General features: G+C 58.9%; 20 protein-coding genes (1 of these 20 running past the window's edge). 6 read left to right on the top strand and 14 right to left on the bottom strand.

Annotated features, from left to right (window positions below; all coding sequences use genetic code 11):
• Window positions 1–5: 5 nt before the first annotated feature.
• Both ACX3YF_RS06825 and ACX3YF_RS06820 read right to left on the bottom strand, forming a co-directional pair.
• Complete coding sequence (locus ACX3YF_RS06825; protein WP_130207936.1) at window positions 6–227, bottom strand: DUF1161 domain-containing protein; 222 nt, start codon at window positions 225–227, stop codon at window positions 6–8.
• Window positions 228–348: 121 nt separating this feature from the next.
• Window positions 349–564 (bottom strand): dodecin, encoded by a 216-nt coding sequence (locus ACX3YF_RS06820; protein ID WP_047535914.1) that lies wholly within the window; start codon window positions 562–564, stop codon window positions 349–351.
• A gap of 157 nt (window positions 565–721) precedes the next feature.
• On the opposite strand from ACX3YF_RS06820, the gene ACX3YF_RS06815 reads away from it, so the two are divergent.
• Complete coding sequence (locus tag ACX3YF_RS06815) at window positions 722–1,048, top strand: ElaB/YgaM/YqjD family protein (protein ID WP_047535917.1); 327 nt, start codon at window positions 722–724, stop codon at window positions 1,046–1,048.
• On the opposite strand, the gene ACX3YF_RS06810 is transcribed toward ACX3YF_RS06815, so the two are convergent.
• Window positions 1,045–1,938 carry a LysR family transcriptional regulator gene (locus tag ACX3YF_RS06810; RefSeq protein ID WP_047535919.1) on the bottom strand — a complete coding sequence of 298 codons (894 nt, stop codon included), beginning with the start codon at window positions 1,936–1,938 and terminating at the stop codon, window positions 1,045–1,047. The two genes, ACX3YF_RS06815 and ACX3YF_RS06810, sit on opposite strands and share 4 nt — an antisense overlap.
• A gap of 123 nt (window positions 1,939–2,061) precedes the next feature.
• Here ACX3YF_RS06810 and trpB point away from each other — a divergent pair, with 123 nt between their 5' ends.
• The 3 genes from trpB (at window position 2,062) to ACX3YF_RS06795 (ending at window position 4,650) form a co-directional block, all read left to right on the top strand.
• Entirely contained in the window at window positions 2,062–3,282 is a 1,221-nt protein-coding gene (trpB, locus tag ACX3YF_RS06805; protein ID WP_047535921.1) for a tryptophan synthase subunit beta, read from the top strand.
• Window positions 3,282–4,094 carry a tryptophan synthase subunit alpha gene (gene trpA / locus ACX3YF_RS06800; protein WP_130207932.1) on the top strand — a complete coding sequence of 271 codons (813 nt, stop codon included), beginning with the start codon at window positions 3,282–3,284 and terminating at the stop codon, window positions 4,092–4,094. Before trpB ends, trpA begins: the two co-directional genes overlap by 1 nt.
• A gap of 121 nt (window positions 4,095–4,215) precedes the next feature.
• Window positions 4,216–4,650: an anti-virulence regulator CigR family protein gene (locus ACX3YF_RS06795; RefSeq protein WP_458973580.1), complete on the top strand. Its 435-nt coding sequence runs from the start codon at window positions 4,216–4,218 to the stop codon at window positions 4,648–4,650.
• Between the two features lie 74 nt (window positions 4,651–4,724).
• Here ACX3YF_RS06795 and ACX3YF_RS06790 read toward each other — a convergent pair whose 3' ends face one another.
• The 11 genes from ACX3YF_RS06790 to ACX3YF_RS06740 form a co-directional block, all read right to left on the bottom strand.
• The gene (locus ACX3YF_RS06790) at window positions 4,725–6,686 is read right to left on the bottom strand and encodes a DUF7844 domain-containing protein (RefSeq protein WP_449104490.1); all 1,962 of its coding nucleotides are present in this window, start codon (window positions 6,684–6,686) and stop codon (window positions 4,725–4,727) included.
• A complete protein-coding gene (locus ACX3YF_RS06785) occupies window positions 6,683–7,003 on the bottom strand; it encodes a DUF2388 domain-containing protein (protein ID WP_047535930.1) in 321 nt (106 codons plus the stop codon). The genes ACX3YF_RS06790 and ACX3YF_RS06785 overlap by 4 nt, the downstream gene beginning before the upstream one ends.
• Window positions 7,004–7,031: 28 nt before the next feature.
• On the bottom strand, window positions 7,032–7,349 hold the full coding sequence (locus ACX3YF_RS06780) for a DUF2388 domain-containing protein (RefSeq protein WP_130207926.1): 318 nt from the start codon (window positions 7,347–7,349) through the stop codon (window positions 7,032–7,034).
• A 99-nt stretch (window positions 7,350–7,448) separates the two neighbouring features.
• Window positions 7,449–7,769 (bottom strand): DUF2388 domain-containing protein, encoded by a 321-nt coding sequence (locus ACX3YF_RS06775; protein ID WP_130207924.1) that lies wholly within the window; start codon window positions 7,767–7,769, stop codon window positions 7,449–7,451.
• Between the two features lie 145 nt (window positions 7,770–7,914).
• Window positions 7,915–8,124, bottom strand: a complete 210-nt coding sequence (locus tag ACX3YF_RS06770) for a DUF1127 domain-containing protein (RefSeq protein WP_130207922.1) — start codon at window positions 8,122–8,124, stop codon at window positions 7,915–7,917.
• 256 nt (window positions 8,125–8,380) lie between these two features.
• The gene (locus tag ACX3YF_RS06765) at window positions 8,381–8,596 is read right to left on the bottom strand and encodes a DUF1127 domain-containing protein (RefSeq protein WP_130207920.1); all 216 of its coding nucleotides are present in this window, start codon (window positions 8,594–8,596) and stop codon (window positions 8,381–8,383) included.
• A gap of 319 nt (window positions 8,597–8,915) precedes the next feature.
• Complete coding sequence (locus ACX3YF_RS06760) at window positions 8,916–10,409, bottom strand: acetyl-CoA hydrolase/transferase family protein (RefSeq protein ID WP_130207918.1); 1,494 nt, start codon at window positions 10,407–10,409, stop codon at window positions 8,916–8,918.
• 213 nt (window positions 10,410–10,622) lie between these two features.
• Complete coding sequence (locus ACX3YF_RS06755) at window positions 10,623–12,071, bottom strand: NAD(P)(+) transhydrogenase (Re/Si-specific) subunit beta (protein ID WP_135307237.1); 1,449 nt, start codon at window positions 12,069–12,071, stop codon at window positions 10,623–10,625.
• The gene (locus ACX3YF_RS06750; protein ID WP_003187010.1) at window positions 12,071–12,394 is read right to left on the bottom strand and encodes an NAD(P) transhydrogenase subunit alpha part 2; all 324 of its coding nucleotides are present in this window, start codon (window positions 12,392–12,394) and stop codon (window positions 12,071–12,073) included. The genes ACX3YF_RS06755 and ACX3YF_RS06750 overlap by 1 nt, the downstream gene beginning before the upstream one ends.
• Before the next feature lie 15 nt (window positions 12,395–12,409).
• The gene (locus ACX3YF_RS06745) at window positions 12,410–13,531 is read right to left on the bottom strand and encodes a Re/Si-specific NAD(P)(+) transhydrogenase subunit alpha (protein WP_454837616.1); all 1,122 of its coding nucleotides are present in this window, start codon (window positions 13,529–13,531) and stop codon (window positions 12,410–12,412) included.
• A gap of 435 nt (window positions 13,532–13,966) precedes the next feature.
• Window positions 13,967–14,866 carry a LysR family transcriptional regulator gene (locus ACX3YF_RS06740; RefSeq protein WP_130211634.1) on the bottom strand — a complete coding sequence of 300 codons (900 nt, stop codon included), beginning with the start codon at window positions 14,864–14,866 and terminating at the stop codon, window positions 13,967–13,969.
• A gap of 157 nt (window positions 14,867–15,023) precedes the next feature.
• On the opposite strand from ACX3YF_RS06740, the gene ACX3YF_RS06735 reads away from it, so the two are divergent.
• Together ACX3YF_RS06735 and ACX3YF_RS06730 are read left to right on the top strand one after the other, a co-directional pair.
• Window positions 15,024–16,205 carry an acyl-CoA dehydrogenase gene (locus ACX3YF_RS06735; protein WP_458973579.1) on the top strand — a complete coding sequence of 394 codons (1,182 nt, stop codon included), beginning with the start codon at window positions 15,024–15,026 and terminating at the stop codon, window positions 16,203–16,205.
• Between the two features lie 13 nt (window positions 16,206–16,218).
• On the top strand, window positions 16,219–16,298 hold the 5' end (the start) of the coding sequence (locus ACX3YF_RS06730; protein ID WP_458973578.1) for a CaiB/BaiF CoA transferase family protein. The gene runs 1,141 nt beyond the window's last position; only the first 80 of its 1,221 coding nucleotides appear in the window; the start codon lies at window positions 16,219–16,221; its stop codon lies off the right edge, out of view.

Here is a 16,298-nt window from a genome sequence, read left to right as displayed (position 1 = left end):
ATCGCCTACCGTTTGTAGACGATGACCTTTGCGCCACCTTCACATTTACCGACGATTTTCCCGCCGGCTGCAGCGCCTTTATCGACGATCTCCAGCGAGTATCCGGAAACGCCCTTGGCATCGAGTTTTGCGGCGATTTCGGCTTTGAGCTCTTCACACGGTTTGCCGGCCGCCAATGCGCTGCCCGCAAGGCTCAATAAACCTACCGCCAAAATAAACTTCTTCATTGGTCGCATTCCCTGGTCGGATCAAAGGAGCGTCCAGTCAGCCGCCGGACGCAGTCATATAGCGCTTTGCCACTTCATGCGGCACGCGGCCAGCGCACACATTCAGAAGACAGGATCAAACTCAGCTACTGGCGATCCGGAACCCGACTTTGAGTGTCACCTGGAAATGCGCAGCCTTGCCGTCCTTGATATGCCCACGGGTTTCCGTCACTTCAAACCATTCCATGTACTTGAGACTTTTACTGGCCTCGGTCAATGCGTTGTTGATCGCATCTTCGATACTGCTGGTGGACGAGCCTACCAGTTCGACTTTTTTATAGGTGTGATGGTCAGTCATGGCGATCTCCTTAGGGTGTGAAATACAGCCTAGCAGTGATTTTCTGTCTTACTTTTGTCGCTCGGTTTGACAGAGAGGTTCACATTTACTGCACTTTCTCGAGCCTCTGGAGTCCCAACCAACACACGCCACTCATCAACAATGCAGGAGAGCCACCATGGCCAACAGCTCGTTACGTAAAGCCTCATTGCAAAGTATGGAAGCGGAAATCGAGAGTCTGCTCAAATCCCTGGAAAACCTGAAGGACGATGCCTCGGACGAGTCGCGTAAAACCCTCAAGGTGCTCAAAGGCAACGCCGAGAACGCATTGAGGCATTCGCGCCATCTACTGGCCGATGCCTATGAGGAGGTCAAGGTCAAAACCCGGGAAACGGGGATCGCTACCCGGGACTACGCCCAGGAACACCCTTGGACTACAGCCGGTGTCGCCGTGGGGGCGCTGGGGCTGCTGGCGGCCTATCTGTTGTGCAAACGCGGTGACTAATTTGTCTGGCGCAGCTCGTTTTTGAGCCATTGCGCCAGTTGCCGGGCGCGCCCGTCCGCAGCGCGCTTGGGCAGCCACAATGCCAGTTGTGCCGGGGTTTCGCTGAAACCCCAGGGTGCGACCAGGCGACCAGCCTTCAAGTCCTCGGCGACCAATGGCTGCGGGGCAATCGCCACGCCCAATCCGGCCACGGCTGCTTCCAGCAAGTAATACAAATGCTCGAACCCCTGCCCGTATTTCAACGCCTTCACGTCGAGGCCGCTTTGCTCTGCCCAGCTGGGCCAGGCTTGTGGGCGCGAGGTGGTGTGCAGCACGGATTCCTGCAGCAATGCTGTGGCCGGTGCATCTTTCAGCCGTTCATAGCCGACGAATCGCGGGCTCAAGACCGGCCCGATCCGCTCGCTGGCCAGTTCGAACACCTGCATGTCCGCCGGCCACGGCGGTTCGGCAAATACCAGTAAGGCATCCAGACCCGGGCGACGGGGATCAAGATCGCCTTCCCCGGCAGACAAATGCAGGCGCAGGTCCGGCAGATCGGCATTCAACCGCCCCAGTCGCGGAATGAACCAGCGCGCCAGCAGGCTTCCCGAGCAGCCAAGGACGAATGGTGCATCGGCAGTGCTCTGCGTGAGTTCGGCGCACACCGTACGCAGGCGCTCAAAGGCCTCAGTACTGGCGTCGCGTAAACGTATACCGGCATCTGTGAGTTTCAGGCCACGCCCGTCCTTGATGAACAGGCTCACGCCAAGGTGTTCTTCGAGCACCTTCAGTTGTCGGCTGACCGCGCCGTGTGTGACGTGCAGCTGTTCGGCCGCCTGACTGACGCTGTTCAAGCGAGCAGTGGCTTCAAAGGCGCGCAGGGCGTTGAGCGGTGGGAGGTCGTGGCTCATTGATCTGTGAGTTTTCCTGACAGGTTGTGGCGATCTTATCGGTTTTCAGTCCGGGGCGTCAGGGGTAGAGTGAAGCCCACTCTCTCTTTACACGTCACTTCACGCATTCAACTGGAGCGCCAAATGACTCAGACAAATCTGCGCAACGGCCCTGACGCCAACGGCCTGTTCGGTACGTTTGGCGGCCGTTACGTCGCCGAAACCCTGATGCCGTTGATCCTCGATCTGGCCCGCGAGTACGAAGCTGCCAAGGAAGATCCTGCATTCAAAGAAGAATTAGCCTACTTCCAGCGTGACTATGTCGGACGTCCAAGTCCGCTTTATTACGCTGAGCGTCTGACAGAGTTCTGCGGCGGCGCGAAGATCTATCTCAAGCGTGAAGAGCTGAACCACACTGGCGCTCACAAGATCAACAACTGCATCGGCCAGATCCTGTTGGCTCGACGCATGGGTAAAAAACGCATCATCGCCGAAACCGGCGCCGGCATGCACGGCGTGGCGACCGCCACCGTGGCTGCGCGTTTTGGTCTGGATTGCGTGATCTACATGGGCACCACTGACATCGAACGTCAGCAAGCCAACGTGTTCCGCATGAAGCTGTTGGGCGCCGAAGTGATCCCGGTGGTATCCGGCACCGGTACATTGAAAGACGCCATGAACGAAGCCCTGCGTGACTGGGTGACCAACGTCGACAATACCTTCTACCTGATCGGCACCGTGGCCGGTCCGCATCCTTATCCCGCGATGGTTCGCGACTTCCAGTCCGTGATCGGCAAGGAAACCCGTGAGCAGATGCAGGCCCATGAAGGCCGTCTGCCGGACAGTCTGGTGGCGTGCATCGGCGGTGGCTCCAACGCCATGGGCCTGTTCCATCCGTTCCTCGACGACAAGAGCATCGAGATCATCGGTGTCGAAGCGGCCGGTTATGGCATCGAAACCGGCAAGCATGCGGCCAGCCTGAACGGCGGCGTACCGGGCGTGCTGCACGGCAACCGTACCTTCCTGCTGCAGGACGACGATGGCCAGATCATCGACGCTCACTCGATCTCCGCTGGCCTGGACTACCCGGGTATCGGCCCCGAACACGCCTGGTTGCATGACATCGGTCGCGTTCAGTACACCTCGGTGACCGACGACGAAGCCCTTGCGGCGTTTCACCAATGCTGCCGCCTGGAAGGGATTATTCCTGCCCTGGAAAGCGCCCATGCCCTGGCTGAAGTGTTCAAGCGCGCGCCGAGCCTGCCAAAAGATCACCTGATGGTGGTCAACCTGTCGGGCCGTGGCGACAAAGACATGCAAACCGTTATGCACCACATGGAACAATCGAAGCAGGAGAAACACTGATGAGCCGCCTGCAAACGCGCTTTGCCGAACTCAAGGAACAGAACCGCGCCGCCCTGGTGACCTTCGTGACCGCAGGCGACCCGAGCTACGACACCTCCCTGGCGATCCTCAAAGGCTTGCCAGCGGCGGGTGCCGATGTGATCGAATTGGGCATGCCCTTCACCGATCCGATGGCCGATGGCCCGGCGATCCAGCTCGCCAACATCCGTGCGTTGGCTGCCAAGCAAAACCTGGCGAAAACCCTGGAAATGGTTCGTGAGTTCCGCAAGGACAACAACGAAACGCCGCTGGTGTTGATGGGCTACTTCAACCCTATCCACAAGTACGGCGTGCCGCGTTTCATTGCGGAAGCGAAAGAGGCAGGCGTCGATGGTCTGATCGTGGTCGACATTCCGCCCGAGCATAACGGCGAACTGTGCGACCCGGCGCAGGCAGCGGGCATCGACTTCATCCGTCTGACCACGCCGACCACTGACGATGTGCGTCTGCCAACCGTGCTCAATGGCAGCTCCGGCTTTGTGTATTACGTGTCGGTGGCCGGTGTGACCGGTGCCGGCGCGGCGACTCTGGAGCACGTCGAAGAAGCGGTCGCGCGTCTGCGTCGTCATACCGATCTGCCGATCAGCATCGGTTTCGGCATCCGCACCCCGGAACAGGCCGCGAATATCGCGCGTCTGGCTGATGGTGTGGTGGTGGGGTCGGCGTTGATCGATCACATCGCCAATGCCACGACGCCGGAGCAGGCGGTGGATGGCGTGCTGAGCCTTTGTTCGGCGCTGGCCGAAGGTGTGCGTAAAGCGCGCGTCAGCTGAGGGTAAAGTTCCTGATACAGAGGAATTAGCGCCCTCCGGCACAGACTAATGAGCAAGACTCAGGGCTTCAGGACCTCGTTCTGAAGCCCTTTTTGTTGTGTGTGTCGTGAGGAAAAACCTGATGAAAATGTCGAAGCGTCTGATTGCCAGCCTGGGCGTTCTGATGCTCAGTGCCACCCCGTTGTTGCCGGCCAGTGCAGATCAGCACGACGATCGCGGTCATTACGATAACCGTGGTGACTATCATGGCGATGATCATCGCGACCATGACAACCATCGCGGTGGTCCTCCACCACGGGACTTCGGACCGGTGCGCCAGACAATTCACGACAATCACGGCTACTTCGTGCGGGGTGCACCTCCGCCGCCGGGCGTCATTGTGGTGCGTGGGCGGCCGCTGCCCCGAGGTTATTACGGCGAGCGCCTGGATAACCGGGCATTGAGTCGATTGCCGTATTACCCCGGTTACGAGTGGCGCCGGGCGGGAGCGGATGTTGTGTTGATCGCCGTGGGAACGGGGATTGTCTATGAGGTATTGGAGGGGGTTCTGTACTGACAGGTTTGTAGGCTGATGGGCGAACGTCCTGACCCCTGTAGGAGCGAGCAAGCTCGCTCCTACAGGTTTTGGCCTTATGGTAACTCCAGGCCGCCCGCGGCCTTGTGCAACTTGCGCAGGTGCTCGCCAATCTGTTTCACGTTGGCTTCATTGGCCGCCATTTCGGCTGCACGGCTCGGTTCAAGCAGTGCTCTGACTTCCTTGTCCAGATCGCCGGACAGTGCCAGCAGTTGTTTCTGTCGCTGGCTGCTTTCCGATTCCAGATGTTGCGATTCACTAGGCTGTGGCAAGCCATATCCGCCGGTGCCGAGCAATTCTGCCGGTCGGCTGAGAAAGCCGCTGTTATCGAGAATTTGCCTCAGCGTTTCGTTCGCCTTGTCCATTCCGCCGTTTTTCAGTTCTCTGGCGCCCAGATAACGCTGTTTGACCTCGTCCTGGGCCAACAGCAACTGGCGGCGAAAGCTGGCTTGTTCCAGCAGGAGCAACGCTGCGCTTGTACGCAAATCAGCCTGTTCGAACCATTTGCGGCGTTCTTCGGCTTTCAAGTCCAGCCAGTCCTCTACGGTTTCCTGTTTGACCGGCAAGTGTTTTTTCAACACTTCGAACATGGCTTGATAACGATCACGGAAGGAGTCGAAGCGATAACCCAGGCGCAGGGCTTCCCGAGGGTCGTCCAGCACGCTGGTATCCGCCAGTCCGCGCCCTTTGAGCACTTCCAGCAGACCATTTGGCATGATGTTGTCCAGAGCGACCAACTTGGGATTGTTGGTGCCGCCACGCAGTAACTTCAACTCCTCCACCGCGCAGTTGTTTGAAAGGAAGAAGTAGTTGCCGTCGTAGCTCCAGTGCATTTCAGCGGCGCGTTCCACGACGTCTTCAATCTCGCGGCGCGACAGGTTCAGGGGGACCGAGGCCAGGCTGCGCAATTCAGTCTTGGTGTATTCGTCGATCACTTGAGCCAACGGCAGGACAAACAGGCGCGACGGGTATTTACCGACCAGGCCGTCCCAACTCGACAACTGAACGTCGCCGACGAAGGCGCGGTAGGACAGTACCAGGTGCTGATCCAGGTCCAGTCGACAGTCCGGCCCGCGCGGTCGGCCTGGTGCACAGATCACCAGCCGCAACATGCTATGGCCCCAGCGGCTGACCCAGTTCTGGTTGGCCTCCGCCAGCAGGTAGTCGACGGCATAGACCCGCTCCGGATCGACCTGCCCCAGGGGTGTTTTGGCGAAGTCGTTACCGGCATTCAGGAAGGCGAAGGTTTTACTGCAAGCACCCTTGGTATTGGGGGCCCAGCCGAAGTGCTCTTTGTAGTAGCGGTACAGCGCCGGGCGGCGACAGGCATAGCTCGGGTCAAGGAGGAAATACTCCATGTTGACCGCGACGAACTCCTTGGGGCTGCTGGTCTCGTAAATATCCGGACTGCGGGCGATCTGGCGGTTGTGCTGTTCGCGTTCGCCACGACGGCCGACGTATTGCTGCCATCCGGCGAGGTCGAGCAGGCGTGGGTCATCGCTGAGGGTAAAACGGCGATCGGACTGACCGCGGCATTCGTCCGGGATACCGATCAGCCCCGAGCTGTTTTGGTGCCGGGTGCAGCGCTGAATCAGTTGGCGTTCCGCCTTCGACCACAGGCGTGAACGGTCGTAGATGTGAGTCAGTTCGTGCAGCACCGTCGCCAGCATCTCGCGGCGCACGGTGCCATGGGGGCGATAGGTCTTTTTGCTAGCGGCGCTGCCGTCGGTGAGGCTGGCCAGCAGGTTGCGATTCAGGTCGAGTTCCGACACCAGCGACGCCTGGCCGTAGGCGTTGCCGGGCATGTCGTCAGTCCAGCCGACGTCGATGCGCCGGTCGAGTTGCTCGATGAAGCGCGGCGGCAGAGCCTGCATGGCTTCATCGAGCAAGGCTTGGCTGGCTTGCTGTTGGGCGGGACTCAGGCCGTCGCTCTTGAGATGTAATTCAAGGCCGGCATGGGCGGCGTTGCCGAACAGCAACAACGCCCCGGCCCACAGCCAGGCAGCTGGAAACCTCACAGCGCGAGAATGGCTTCGGCGAGAACCTGATCACTGGCGTCACGGGCCTCCGGTACGCGGGTGCGCAACATACCCAGGGCTGCTTCCAGGTGTGCACCCCGAATGTCGCCGTTGCTGGCAACGAAACTGGCGGCATCGTCCTGGGCATCGCGGACGATTTTCGAATCCCGGATGGAGGTGGTGGTATCGGATGTGAAATCTAGTGTGCGCTGGGTGGCACGAATCAGCATGTTACTGGTGGCAACCAGGGTATGGGCCTGGGCCACGTCGGCGAGCAGCAGCAGGCCAAGGGTGGCGGCAATCAGCGGGTTACGCATGGAACGACTCCGGAGAAACTTGGGATAGCTATTGGACGAGAATTGCTTGTGCCAGTTCAAGGTCGCTGGCATGAAGTTTTGGCTGGGTCCGGCGCAGGTAATTCAGGGCCGATTCCAGCTGTGCGCCTCTCAGTTGGCCGTCACTGGCGATGAATGCTGCAGCGTCATCCCGGGCGGCGAGCAGCAGTTTATGGTCGAAGGGCGCGGAGGTCACCATGCTTGTGGCGTAACCGCTGGCGACGGTGCCTTGCGTAGACAGGTTAAAGGCGTCAAAAGCCTGGGCCGAACCTGAGTAGATGGCCGCGAGAAGTACCGGAGAGATAAACAGATTTGAAAGAAAACGCATGAGACTCGACAGTCGAATGTGAGTCCCAAGGCTAGCGTAAGCCCCGGTCCAGAGCCAGCTTCGAAATATTGGGACACGACTGGCGTGTCCCGCTCCCGCTTAGATAGTCAGAATCGCTTGCGCCAGTTGCGCGTCGGTTGCATTCAGTTGTGGCGCCTGATGACGAATGTAGTCGAGTGCGCTTTCCAGTTTTACGCCGCGGATCGCGCCTTCAGTGGCAACAAAGCTCGCCGCGTCGTCACGGGCAGCGAGGACGATCTTGTTATCCTTGAACGACGACGAGACGACATCGGTGGTCGCATCGGACGTGGCCTTGAGCGCGTTGACGACCGCATCGGTGGTCACGATGAAGCTGGTGGCGTGGGAATTGGCAGCCACGGCAAGCAGGGCTGCAGCGCTGAGCAGACGAAGACGGGACATGGTGTAACTCCTTTGGGTAAATCGATTGAAAGATGGCGCGGTGCCTGAATAGTCAGACGCCAGGCATTCGGCGTTCGCCACGTTCTGGTTTGATATTAGGCCCGCGAGGGGCAGTTAGCACAGTGCTGTCCGTTCGGGTGGAGCATTAGCGCCAGAACGGTTTGTCCAGTTCGCTGACACGATCGGCATGGCTGATCCCCGCGTCCGAGAGTTGCCGATCATCGAGTTGGCCGAGTAATCGCCGGGTTCTGGCCCTTTCAAGGCTATTGCAGAGCCCTCTCAAGAGTCTACGAAACCCGTGTGAACGTGGGGTTGATTGAAGCGTGGAAGCAGGCGCATCTACCAAGTGATTCATGGCGCAGTCCCTTGTGCTGAATAGAGGCCCTAGCGTGATACCGAGGCTGCTTCCATGACAGACACAATGCGCCTAAATTGTACTGGTTCAGTTTTGGTTTTTACATAACTGTACTTGTCTGACGCTACCTCTACTGTGTAGCCGTATTTAATGACCCTAAACGACAAAACCCGTCGTGGTTTCCCACGACGGGTTTTGTTTTTTCAATTCGGGTTGCTGGCGGTGGACCCTGCAGGTCAGAGCCAGCGACGCTAACTTAGCGCCAGAACGGCTTGCTCAGCTCTTCGTAGCGTTGTGCTTCGCTGATCCCGGCATCGGCCAGCAGACGCGAATCCAGACGAGCCAGTTGATGGCGGCTGGAGATGCGGCGCTGCCACAGCATCAGGTTGGCGATAACGCGCAGAGGCATGGAAGCCTGGGTTTTTGCAGCAGTGTTTTCGAGAAACAGATCGGAACTGATTGTACGTTCCATGGTGCTCATCCTTCCGCTTGTGGCGGCATTAGGTAGTGGTTTAACTGGTGCCCATGATCCTCTCGTTTGCCTAGTCTCTGTAGATACAGTTCACCTGTATTGTGAGGGCTCAGTTAACTGTTTAAGGGGGGTGTACTGGTCGAAATTGAGGCAACTGTACTTGTCTGCACCATTATGGCGCGATTTTGCTGATTTTGAGCGGGGGAGTAGGCCGATTCGGTAGGAAATGACCGGTACAGCAGTACAGTTTTTGAAGGGATAGTGCGTGAAGGTAGTCCGCTGACGAAACTGTGTTTGCGTCAGCGGCTATCTGTATCCATTACGCCGGGAGCATTTTCCCGGTTTCTTCCAGGTTGATGTGCCAGCTCAGGGCATCACGCAGGATGTGTGGCGTGTGGCCGCCAAGGGCGCAAGCGGCAGAGAAGTAGTTATTGAGCGCTTCGCGATAGTCCGGATGCACACAGTTATCGATGATCACGCGAGCTCGCTCCCGAGGCGCCAGGCCGCGCAAGTCCGCCAGGCCGACTTCGGTGACGAGAATGTCGACGTCATGTTCGGTGTGGTCAACGTGGCTGACCATCGGCACTACGCTGGAAATGGCTCCGCCCTTGGCAATCGACTTGGTCACGAAGATGGCCAGGTGCGCGTTGCGCGCGAAATCGCCCGAGCCGCCAATGCCGTTCATCATCCGCGTGCCGCAGACGTGGGTGGAGTTGACGTTGCCGTAGATGTCGAATTCGAGCGCGGTGTTGATACCGATGATGCCGAGTCGACGCACCACTTCGGGGTGGTTGGAGATCTCCTGGGGGCGCAGCACCAGTTTGTCCTTGTAGCGTTCCAGATTGCCGAACACATCGGCGTTGCGACGGCTCGACAAGGTGATCGAGCTGCCCGAAGCAAAGCTCAGTTTGCCGGCATCGATCAGGTCGAACGTCGAATCCTGCAGCACTTCGGAGTACATCGTCAGGTCTTCGAAGGGCGAGTCGATCAAGCCACACATCACCGAGTTGGCGATGGTGCCGATGCCGGCCTGCAGCGGGCCGAGCTTGTTGGTCATGCGCCCGGCGTCGACTTCCTGCTTGAAGAAGCTGATCAGGTGGTCGGCGATGGCCTGGGTTTCAGCGTCCGGCGCCAGCACGGTGGATGGCGAGTCGGGCTGGTTGGTGATCACGATCGCGACGATTTTTTCCGGCGGGATCGGAATGGCGGTGCTGCCAATGCGATCGTCGACCTTGACCAGCGGAATCGGCGTGCGGGTCGGACGATAAGTCGGGATATAAATGTCGTGCAGGCCTTCGAGATTCGAGTGGTGCGCCATGTTGATCTCGACGATCACGTGTTTGGCGAAAATCGCGAAGCTGGCCGAGTTGCCCACCGAGGTGGTCGGCACGATATGCCCTTGTTCAGTGATCGCCACCGCCTCGATCACGGCAATGTCCGGCAGCTTCAGTTGCTGGTTGCGCAGCTGTTCGACGGTTTCCGAGAGGTGTTGGTCAATGAACATCACTTCGCCGGCGTTGATCGCCTTGCGTAGGGTGCTGTCCACCTGAAACGGCATGCGCCGCGCCAATACGCCGGCTTCGGTAAGCTGTTTGTCGAGGTCGTTGCCCAGGCTGGCGCCGGTCATCAGGCTGATTTTCAGCGGCGTGACCTTGGCCCGTTCGGCCAATGCGTGGGGCACGGCTTTGGCTTCGCCGGCGCGGGTGAAGCCGCTCATGCCGACGGTCATGCCGTCCTGAATCAGAGCGGCGGCGTCGGCGGCGCTCATCACTTTATCCAACAACGAAGGCAGGCGAATACGGTCACGGTACATGGATTGTTATCTCGGGAAACGGGTAGCAGGATGTGCAGTCTAGTGAATTTTGAAGGTTCACGTCCCGCTACCAAGGTCGCAAAAGGGCCGTCCATTCCGGATGTTTTAAACAAAACACTGTTACTGAATCGGTAACAAAGCGGCGGCTTGTCCGACGATCTTCACCAATGAAAACGCCCCGACAAGTCGGGGCGTTTGCGTTGCCGGCGAGGATTACTCGACAGCCTTCACCATGTCTTCGATGACCTTCTTAGCGTCGCCGAACACCATCATGGTCTTGTCCAGGTAGAACAGTTCATTGTCCAGGCCGGCATAGCCGCTGGCCATCGAGCGTTTGTTGACGATGATGGTCTTGGCCTTGAACGCTTCGAGGATCGGCATGCCGGCAATCGGCGATTTCGGATCGTTCTTCGCGGCCGGGTTGACCACGTCGTTGGCGCCCAGCACCAGGACCACGTCGGCCTGGCCGAACTCGGAGTTGATGTCTTCCATCTCGAACACCTGGTCGTAAGGCACTTCGGCTTCGGCCAGCAATACGTTCATGTGGCCAGGCATGCGCCCTGCCACCGGGTGGATCGCGTATTTCACGGTCACGCCACGGTGGGTCAGCTTCTCGGTCAGCTCTTTCAGCGCATGCTGGGCCCGCGCTACTGCCAAGCCGTAGCCCGGAACGATGATCACGGTGTCGGCGTTGGTCAGCAGGAAGGTCGCGTCGTCAGCCGAGCCGGATTTCACCGGACGGGCTTCCTTGGCGCCTGCCGGGCCGGCGTCGGCTGTGTTGCCGAAACCACCGAGCAACACATTAAAGAAGGAGCGGTTCATCGCCTTGCACATGATGTACGAGAGGATCGCACCGGACGAGCCCACCAGGGAGCCGGCAATGATCAGCATCGAGTTGTTCAGCGAGAAGCCGATACCCGCCGCCGCCCAGCCGGAGTAGCTGTTGAGCATCGACACCACCACCGGCATGTCGGCGCCACCGATCGGGATGATGATCAGCACGCCCATGACGAACGCCAGGGCCAGCATCAAGGCGAAGGCGCTGAGGTTGCCGGTCAGCATGAAGGTCACGCCCAGCGCCAGTGTGGCCAGGCCCAACAGCAGGTTCAGTTTGTGCTGGCCGGCGAACTGTACCGGTGCGCCCTGGAACAGGCGGAACTTGTACTTGCCGGACAGTTTGCCGAACGCGATCACCGAACCGGAGAACGTGATGGCACCGATGGCTGCGCCGAGGAACAGTTCCAGACGGTTACCCGCTGGAATCGAATCACCCAGGTGCTTGACGATGCCCAGGGACTGCGGCTCGACGACGGCGGCAATGGCGATGAACACCGCGGCCAGACCGATCATGCTGTGCATGAACGCGACCAGTTCCGGCATCTTGGTCATTTCAACGCGCTTGGCCATGATTGAACCGGCCGTGCCGCCGATCAGCAGGCCGACAATCACGTAACCAATGCCGGCTGTCGCCCCGCCTTGTCCAAAAGAGAGCGCGCCCAGCTTATAGATGAGGCCGACGGTGGTGAGGATCGCCAGCGCCATGCCGAGCATGCCGAACAGGTTGCCGCGACGCGACGTGGTGGGGTGCGACAGGCCTTTGAGGGCCTGGATGAAGCAGATCGACGCGATCAGGTAGAGCGTCGTTACGAGGTTCATGCTCATTACTTCGGCGCCTCTTCTTTTACGGCTTTCGGGGCTTTTTTCTTGAACATCTCAAGCATGCGGCGGGTGACCAGGAAGCCACCGAACACGTTGACCGCGGCCAGCGCGACCGCGAGGGTGCCCATGGTCTTGCCCAGTGGCGTCACGGTCAAAGCCGCCGCCAGCATGGCGCCGACGATCACGATCGCCGAAATGGCGTTGGTCACGGCCATCAAAGGCGTGTGCAGCGCAGGTGTAACGTTCCAGACCACGTGATAACCGACATAAATCGCCAGCACGAAGATGATCAGGTTGTAGATACCGGGGGAGATAAGCTCTTCCATCGTCTGAATCCCTGCTTAGGCGTTTTTGCGGATGACCTGGCCGTCGCGGCACATCAGGCACGCGGCGACGATGTCGTCTTCGAGGTTGATCTCGAACTGGCCTTCCTTGGTGAAGACCAGTTTCAGGAAGTCCAGCAAGTTGCGGGCATACAGCGCCGACGCATCTGCCGCGACCGCGCCGGCGAGGTTGGTCGGGCCGACAATGGTCACGCCATTTTCGACGACCACCTGATCGGCCACGGTCAGCGGGCAGTTGCCGCCCTGGGCGGCGGCAAGGTCGATGACCACCGAGCCCGGCTTCATCTGTGCCACGGTTTCCGCGCTCAACAGCGTCGGCGCCTTACGGCCCGGAATCAGTGCGGTGGTGATGACGATATCTGCCTGCTTGGCGCGTTCGTGCACGGCCACGGCCTGACGCTGCATCCAGCTGGCGGGCATGGGGCGCGCGTAACCGCCAACGCCGACGGCGCATTCACGCTCTTCATCGGTCTCGTAGGGCACGTCGACGAACTTGGCGCCGAGGGATTCGATCTGCTCTTTTACCGCAGGGCGCACGTCAGACGCTTCGATCACGGCACCCAGACGTTTCGCCGTGGCGATCGCCTGCAACCCGGCCACGCCGGCGCCGAGAATCAGCACGCGCGCCGCTTTGACGGTACCTGCAGCGGTCATCAGCATCGGCATGAAGCGCGGATAGTAATGAGCGGCCAGCAGCACGGCTTTATAACCGGCAATGTTGGCTTGCGAGGACAGCACATCCAGGCTTTGGGCCCGGGAAGTGCGAGGCGCCGCTTCCAGGGCAAAGGCAGTCATGCCGCACTCGGCCATTTTGGCGATGGTTTCATTGCTGAACGGGTTGAGCATGCCCACCACAACGGTGCCGCGCTTGATCAGCGCCAGCTCGCTGTCGCTGGGTGCGACCACTTTAAGAATCAGCTCCGCACCAAACGCATCGTTGGCGCTGCCAATGATCGCGCCTGCCGCTTCATAAGCACTGTCGACAACACTGGCCTTTAGGCCGGCGCCGCTTTGTACAGTGACCTTATGACCCTGGCCGATCAGCTTCTTGATGGTTTCCGGGGTTGCAGCAACCCGTGTTTCACCCGTCTGGGTTTCGAGAGGAACACCAATGTGCACGTCAAATCTCCTGCGTGATCTTATTGAGTAAACCCATGCACTACGGATGGTGCGATTGGGGCGGCTGATCAGCACGATCCCGCCAAATCAGGGCGGGGCGCGGCATTTTGCAGGCGAACTTTGTGCCCTTCAAGGAATTATGACGGGTGACGGAAAATTAACTACAAGTCACCCCGTGACCGAATGTCGCAACTAATCGGCTCAATCCCTTATAACCCGTGCCTTTCAAGGAGTTTGGTGGATTTTCAGCCATTTATGCATCGGCCATATGAATGATGCGGCATTGCTTTCAGATAGAAGCTCAAAGCCACGTCTTCAGGCGCTTGTAGGACGTCTGTACTACCTTTGTCTACAGTCTGCGAAAATGCGACAAATACTTATATCTGTAGGGTTTTTATTTTGCTGACTACGGGGTCAGCTAATGCCTCGAAGCCTTCATTTCTCTAGGCTGTAGCTGTGTGCTTGATTCACCAGCCAATCTCGAAAAGCCCTTAATGACGCAGATTCGACCTTTCGCTCAGGAATCATCAGGTAATAGGCCTTGATGCTCGAGAGGGCCTGAGGGTTGGCGATCACCAGGCGTTTCTCGGTCAGTTCGCGCTGAATCAGGAATGGCGGTATCAGGGCAATTCCCATGTCGTGCATGGCTGCTTGAGCCAGCATGGAGAATAGCTCGTAGCGTGGCCCTGTCATGTCGCGAGGGACATTCAGGTGCTGGGAGTCGAACCACTGCCGCCAGGCATAGGGGCGGGTGGTCTGCTGCAGGAGGGGCAGTTCCGCGATTTCATCGGCTGTCAGAACGGTCTTGTTTCCCAGTAGGGCGGGGCTACATACCGGGAGCGGATGCTCGCCCATCAGGCGGTGGGATTCTGTACCCGACCAGTCCGCGTCCCCAAAGTAAATCGCGGCATCGAAGTCGGTGTCGGCAAACAGGAAGGGGCGTGTGCGGTTGGTCAGGTTGACTGTCACTTCCGGGTGCTTTTTCTGGAAGTCCTTCAATCGAGGTAGCAGCCATTGGGTGCCGAAGGTCGGCACCACGGCCAACTCGATCACGTTGGCACCCTGTTGTCCCATCACGGACAAGGTATCGCGCTCCACCGCGTCCAGTTGAGTGGCGACTCGGCGGCTGTAAGAAAGTCCGGCTTCGGTCAGTTTGACTCCGCGTCGCGAGCGTCGGAACAGCTCTACGCCGAGGAAGTCTTCGAGGCTGGCAATCTGGCGGCAAATGGCGCCCTGGGTCAGCGAAAGCTCCTGTGCTGCCTTGGTGAAGCTCTCGTGGCGCGCTGCGGCTTCAAAGCTGATCAGGGCGGTTGTGCTGGGTATCTTTCTGCGCATGTACGTCAACCTCACTAATACATCGCATTATTGGCATTGCGCGACGTTTCGGAGTGAGAAATTAGCACAACAGTATGCAAAATCCTCGTTTGTAGGGAGGCCGAACCCGGCCTAGGATCAATCCACGTTATTAGACCTGTTTCGAGAGGACATACTCATGGCCGGTAAAGCTAGCTTCAACTGGATCGATCCTTTGCTGCTGGATCAACAGCTCACTGAAGAAGAGCGCATGATCCGCGACACCGCTGCGCAGTTCGCTCAGCAGAGCCTCGCGCCACGCGTTCTCGAAGCTTTCCGTCATGAAAAGACCGATCCGGCGATCTTCCGCGAGATGGGTGAAGTGGGCCTGCTGGGCGCGACCATCCCCGAGCAGTACGGTGGCAGCGGCCTGAACTATGTCAGCTATGGCTTGATTGCCCGTGAAGTCGAGCGTGTCGACTCCGGCTATCGTTCGATGATGAGTGTGCAGTCCTCTCTGGTGATGGTGCCAATCAATGAATTCGGTACTGAAGCGCAGAAGCAGAAGTACTTGCCGAAACTGGCCTCGGGTGAATGGATCGGCTGCTTTGGTCTGACCGAACCCAACCACGGTTCCGACCCAGGCGCGATGATTACTCGTGCGCGCAAAGTGGACGGTGGCTACAGCCTGACCGGTAACAAAATGTGGATTACCAACAGCCCAATCGCTGACGTGTTTGTCGTTTGGGGCAAAGACGATGCGGGTGATATCCGCGGTTTCGTTCTGGAGAAAGGCTGGAAAGGCCTGAGCGCTCCGGCCATTCACGGCAAGGTCGGCCTGCGTGCGTCGATCACCGGTGAAATCGTCATGGACAACGTATTTGTTCCGGAAGAGAACATCTTCCCGGATATCCGTGGCCTTAAGGGTCCTTTTACTTGCCTCAACTCGGCTCGTTACGGGATTGCCTGGGGCGCGCTGGGAGCTGCCGAGTTCTGCTGGCACACCGCTCGCCAATACACGCTAGATCGTCAGCAGTTCGGTCGCCCATTGGCCGCCACTCAACTGATTCAGAAGAAACTGGCTGACATGCAGACCGAAATCACCATGGCGCTGCAAGGCTGCCTGCGTCTGGGTCGCATGAAAGACGAAGGCACTGCGGCGGTCGAAATCACTTCGATGATGAAGCGCAACTCCTGCGGCAAGTCTTTGGACATCGCCCGCATGGCTCGCGATATGCTCGGCGGCAACGGCATCTCCGATGAATTTGGCGTCGCTCGCCATCTGGTCAACCTGGAAGTGGTGAATACCTATGAAGGTACGCATGACGTCCACGCGCTGATCCTTGGTCGTGCGCAAACCGGCATCCAGGCGTTCTATTAATAGGAGAACGGCCATGGGCGCGCTTTCGCATCTACGGGTTCTGGATTTATCGCGGGTGCTGGCCGGGCCGTGGGCCGGACAGATTCTTGCGGA

It is taken from the genome of Pseudomonas fluorescens group sp. PF-69 (assembly GCF_054481235.1).
Note: the sequence above shows the minus strand (reverse complement) of the source record. Positions and strands in the feature narration are given on the sequence as shown.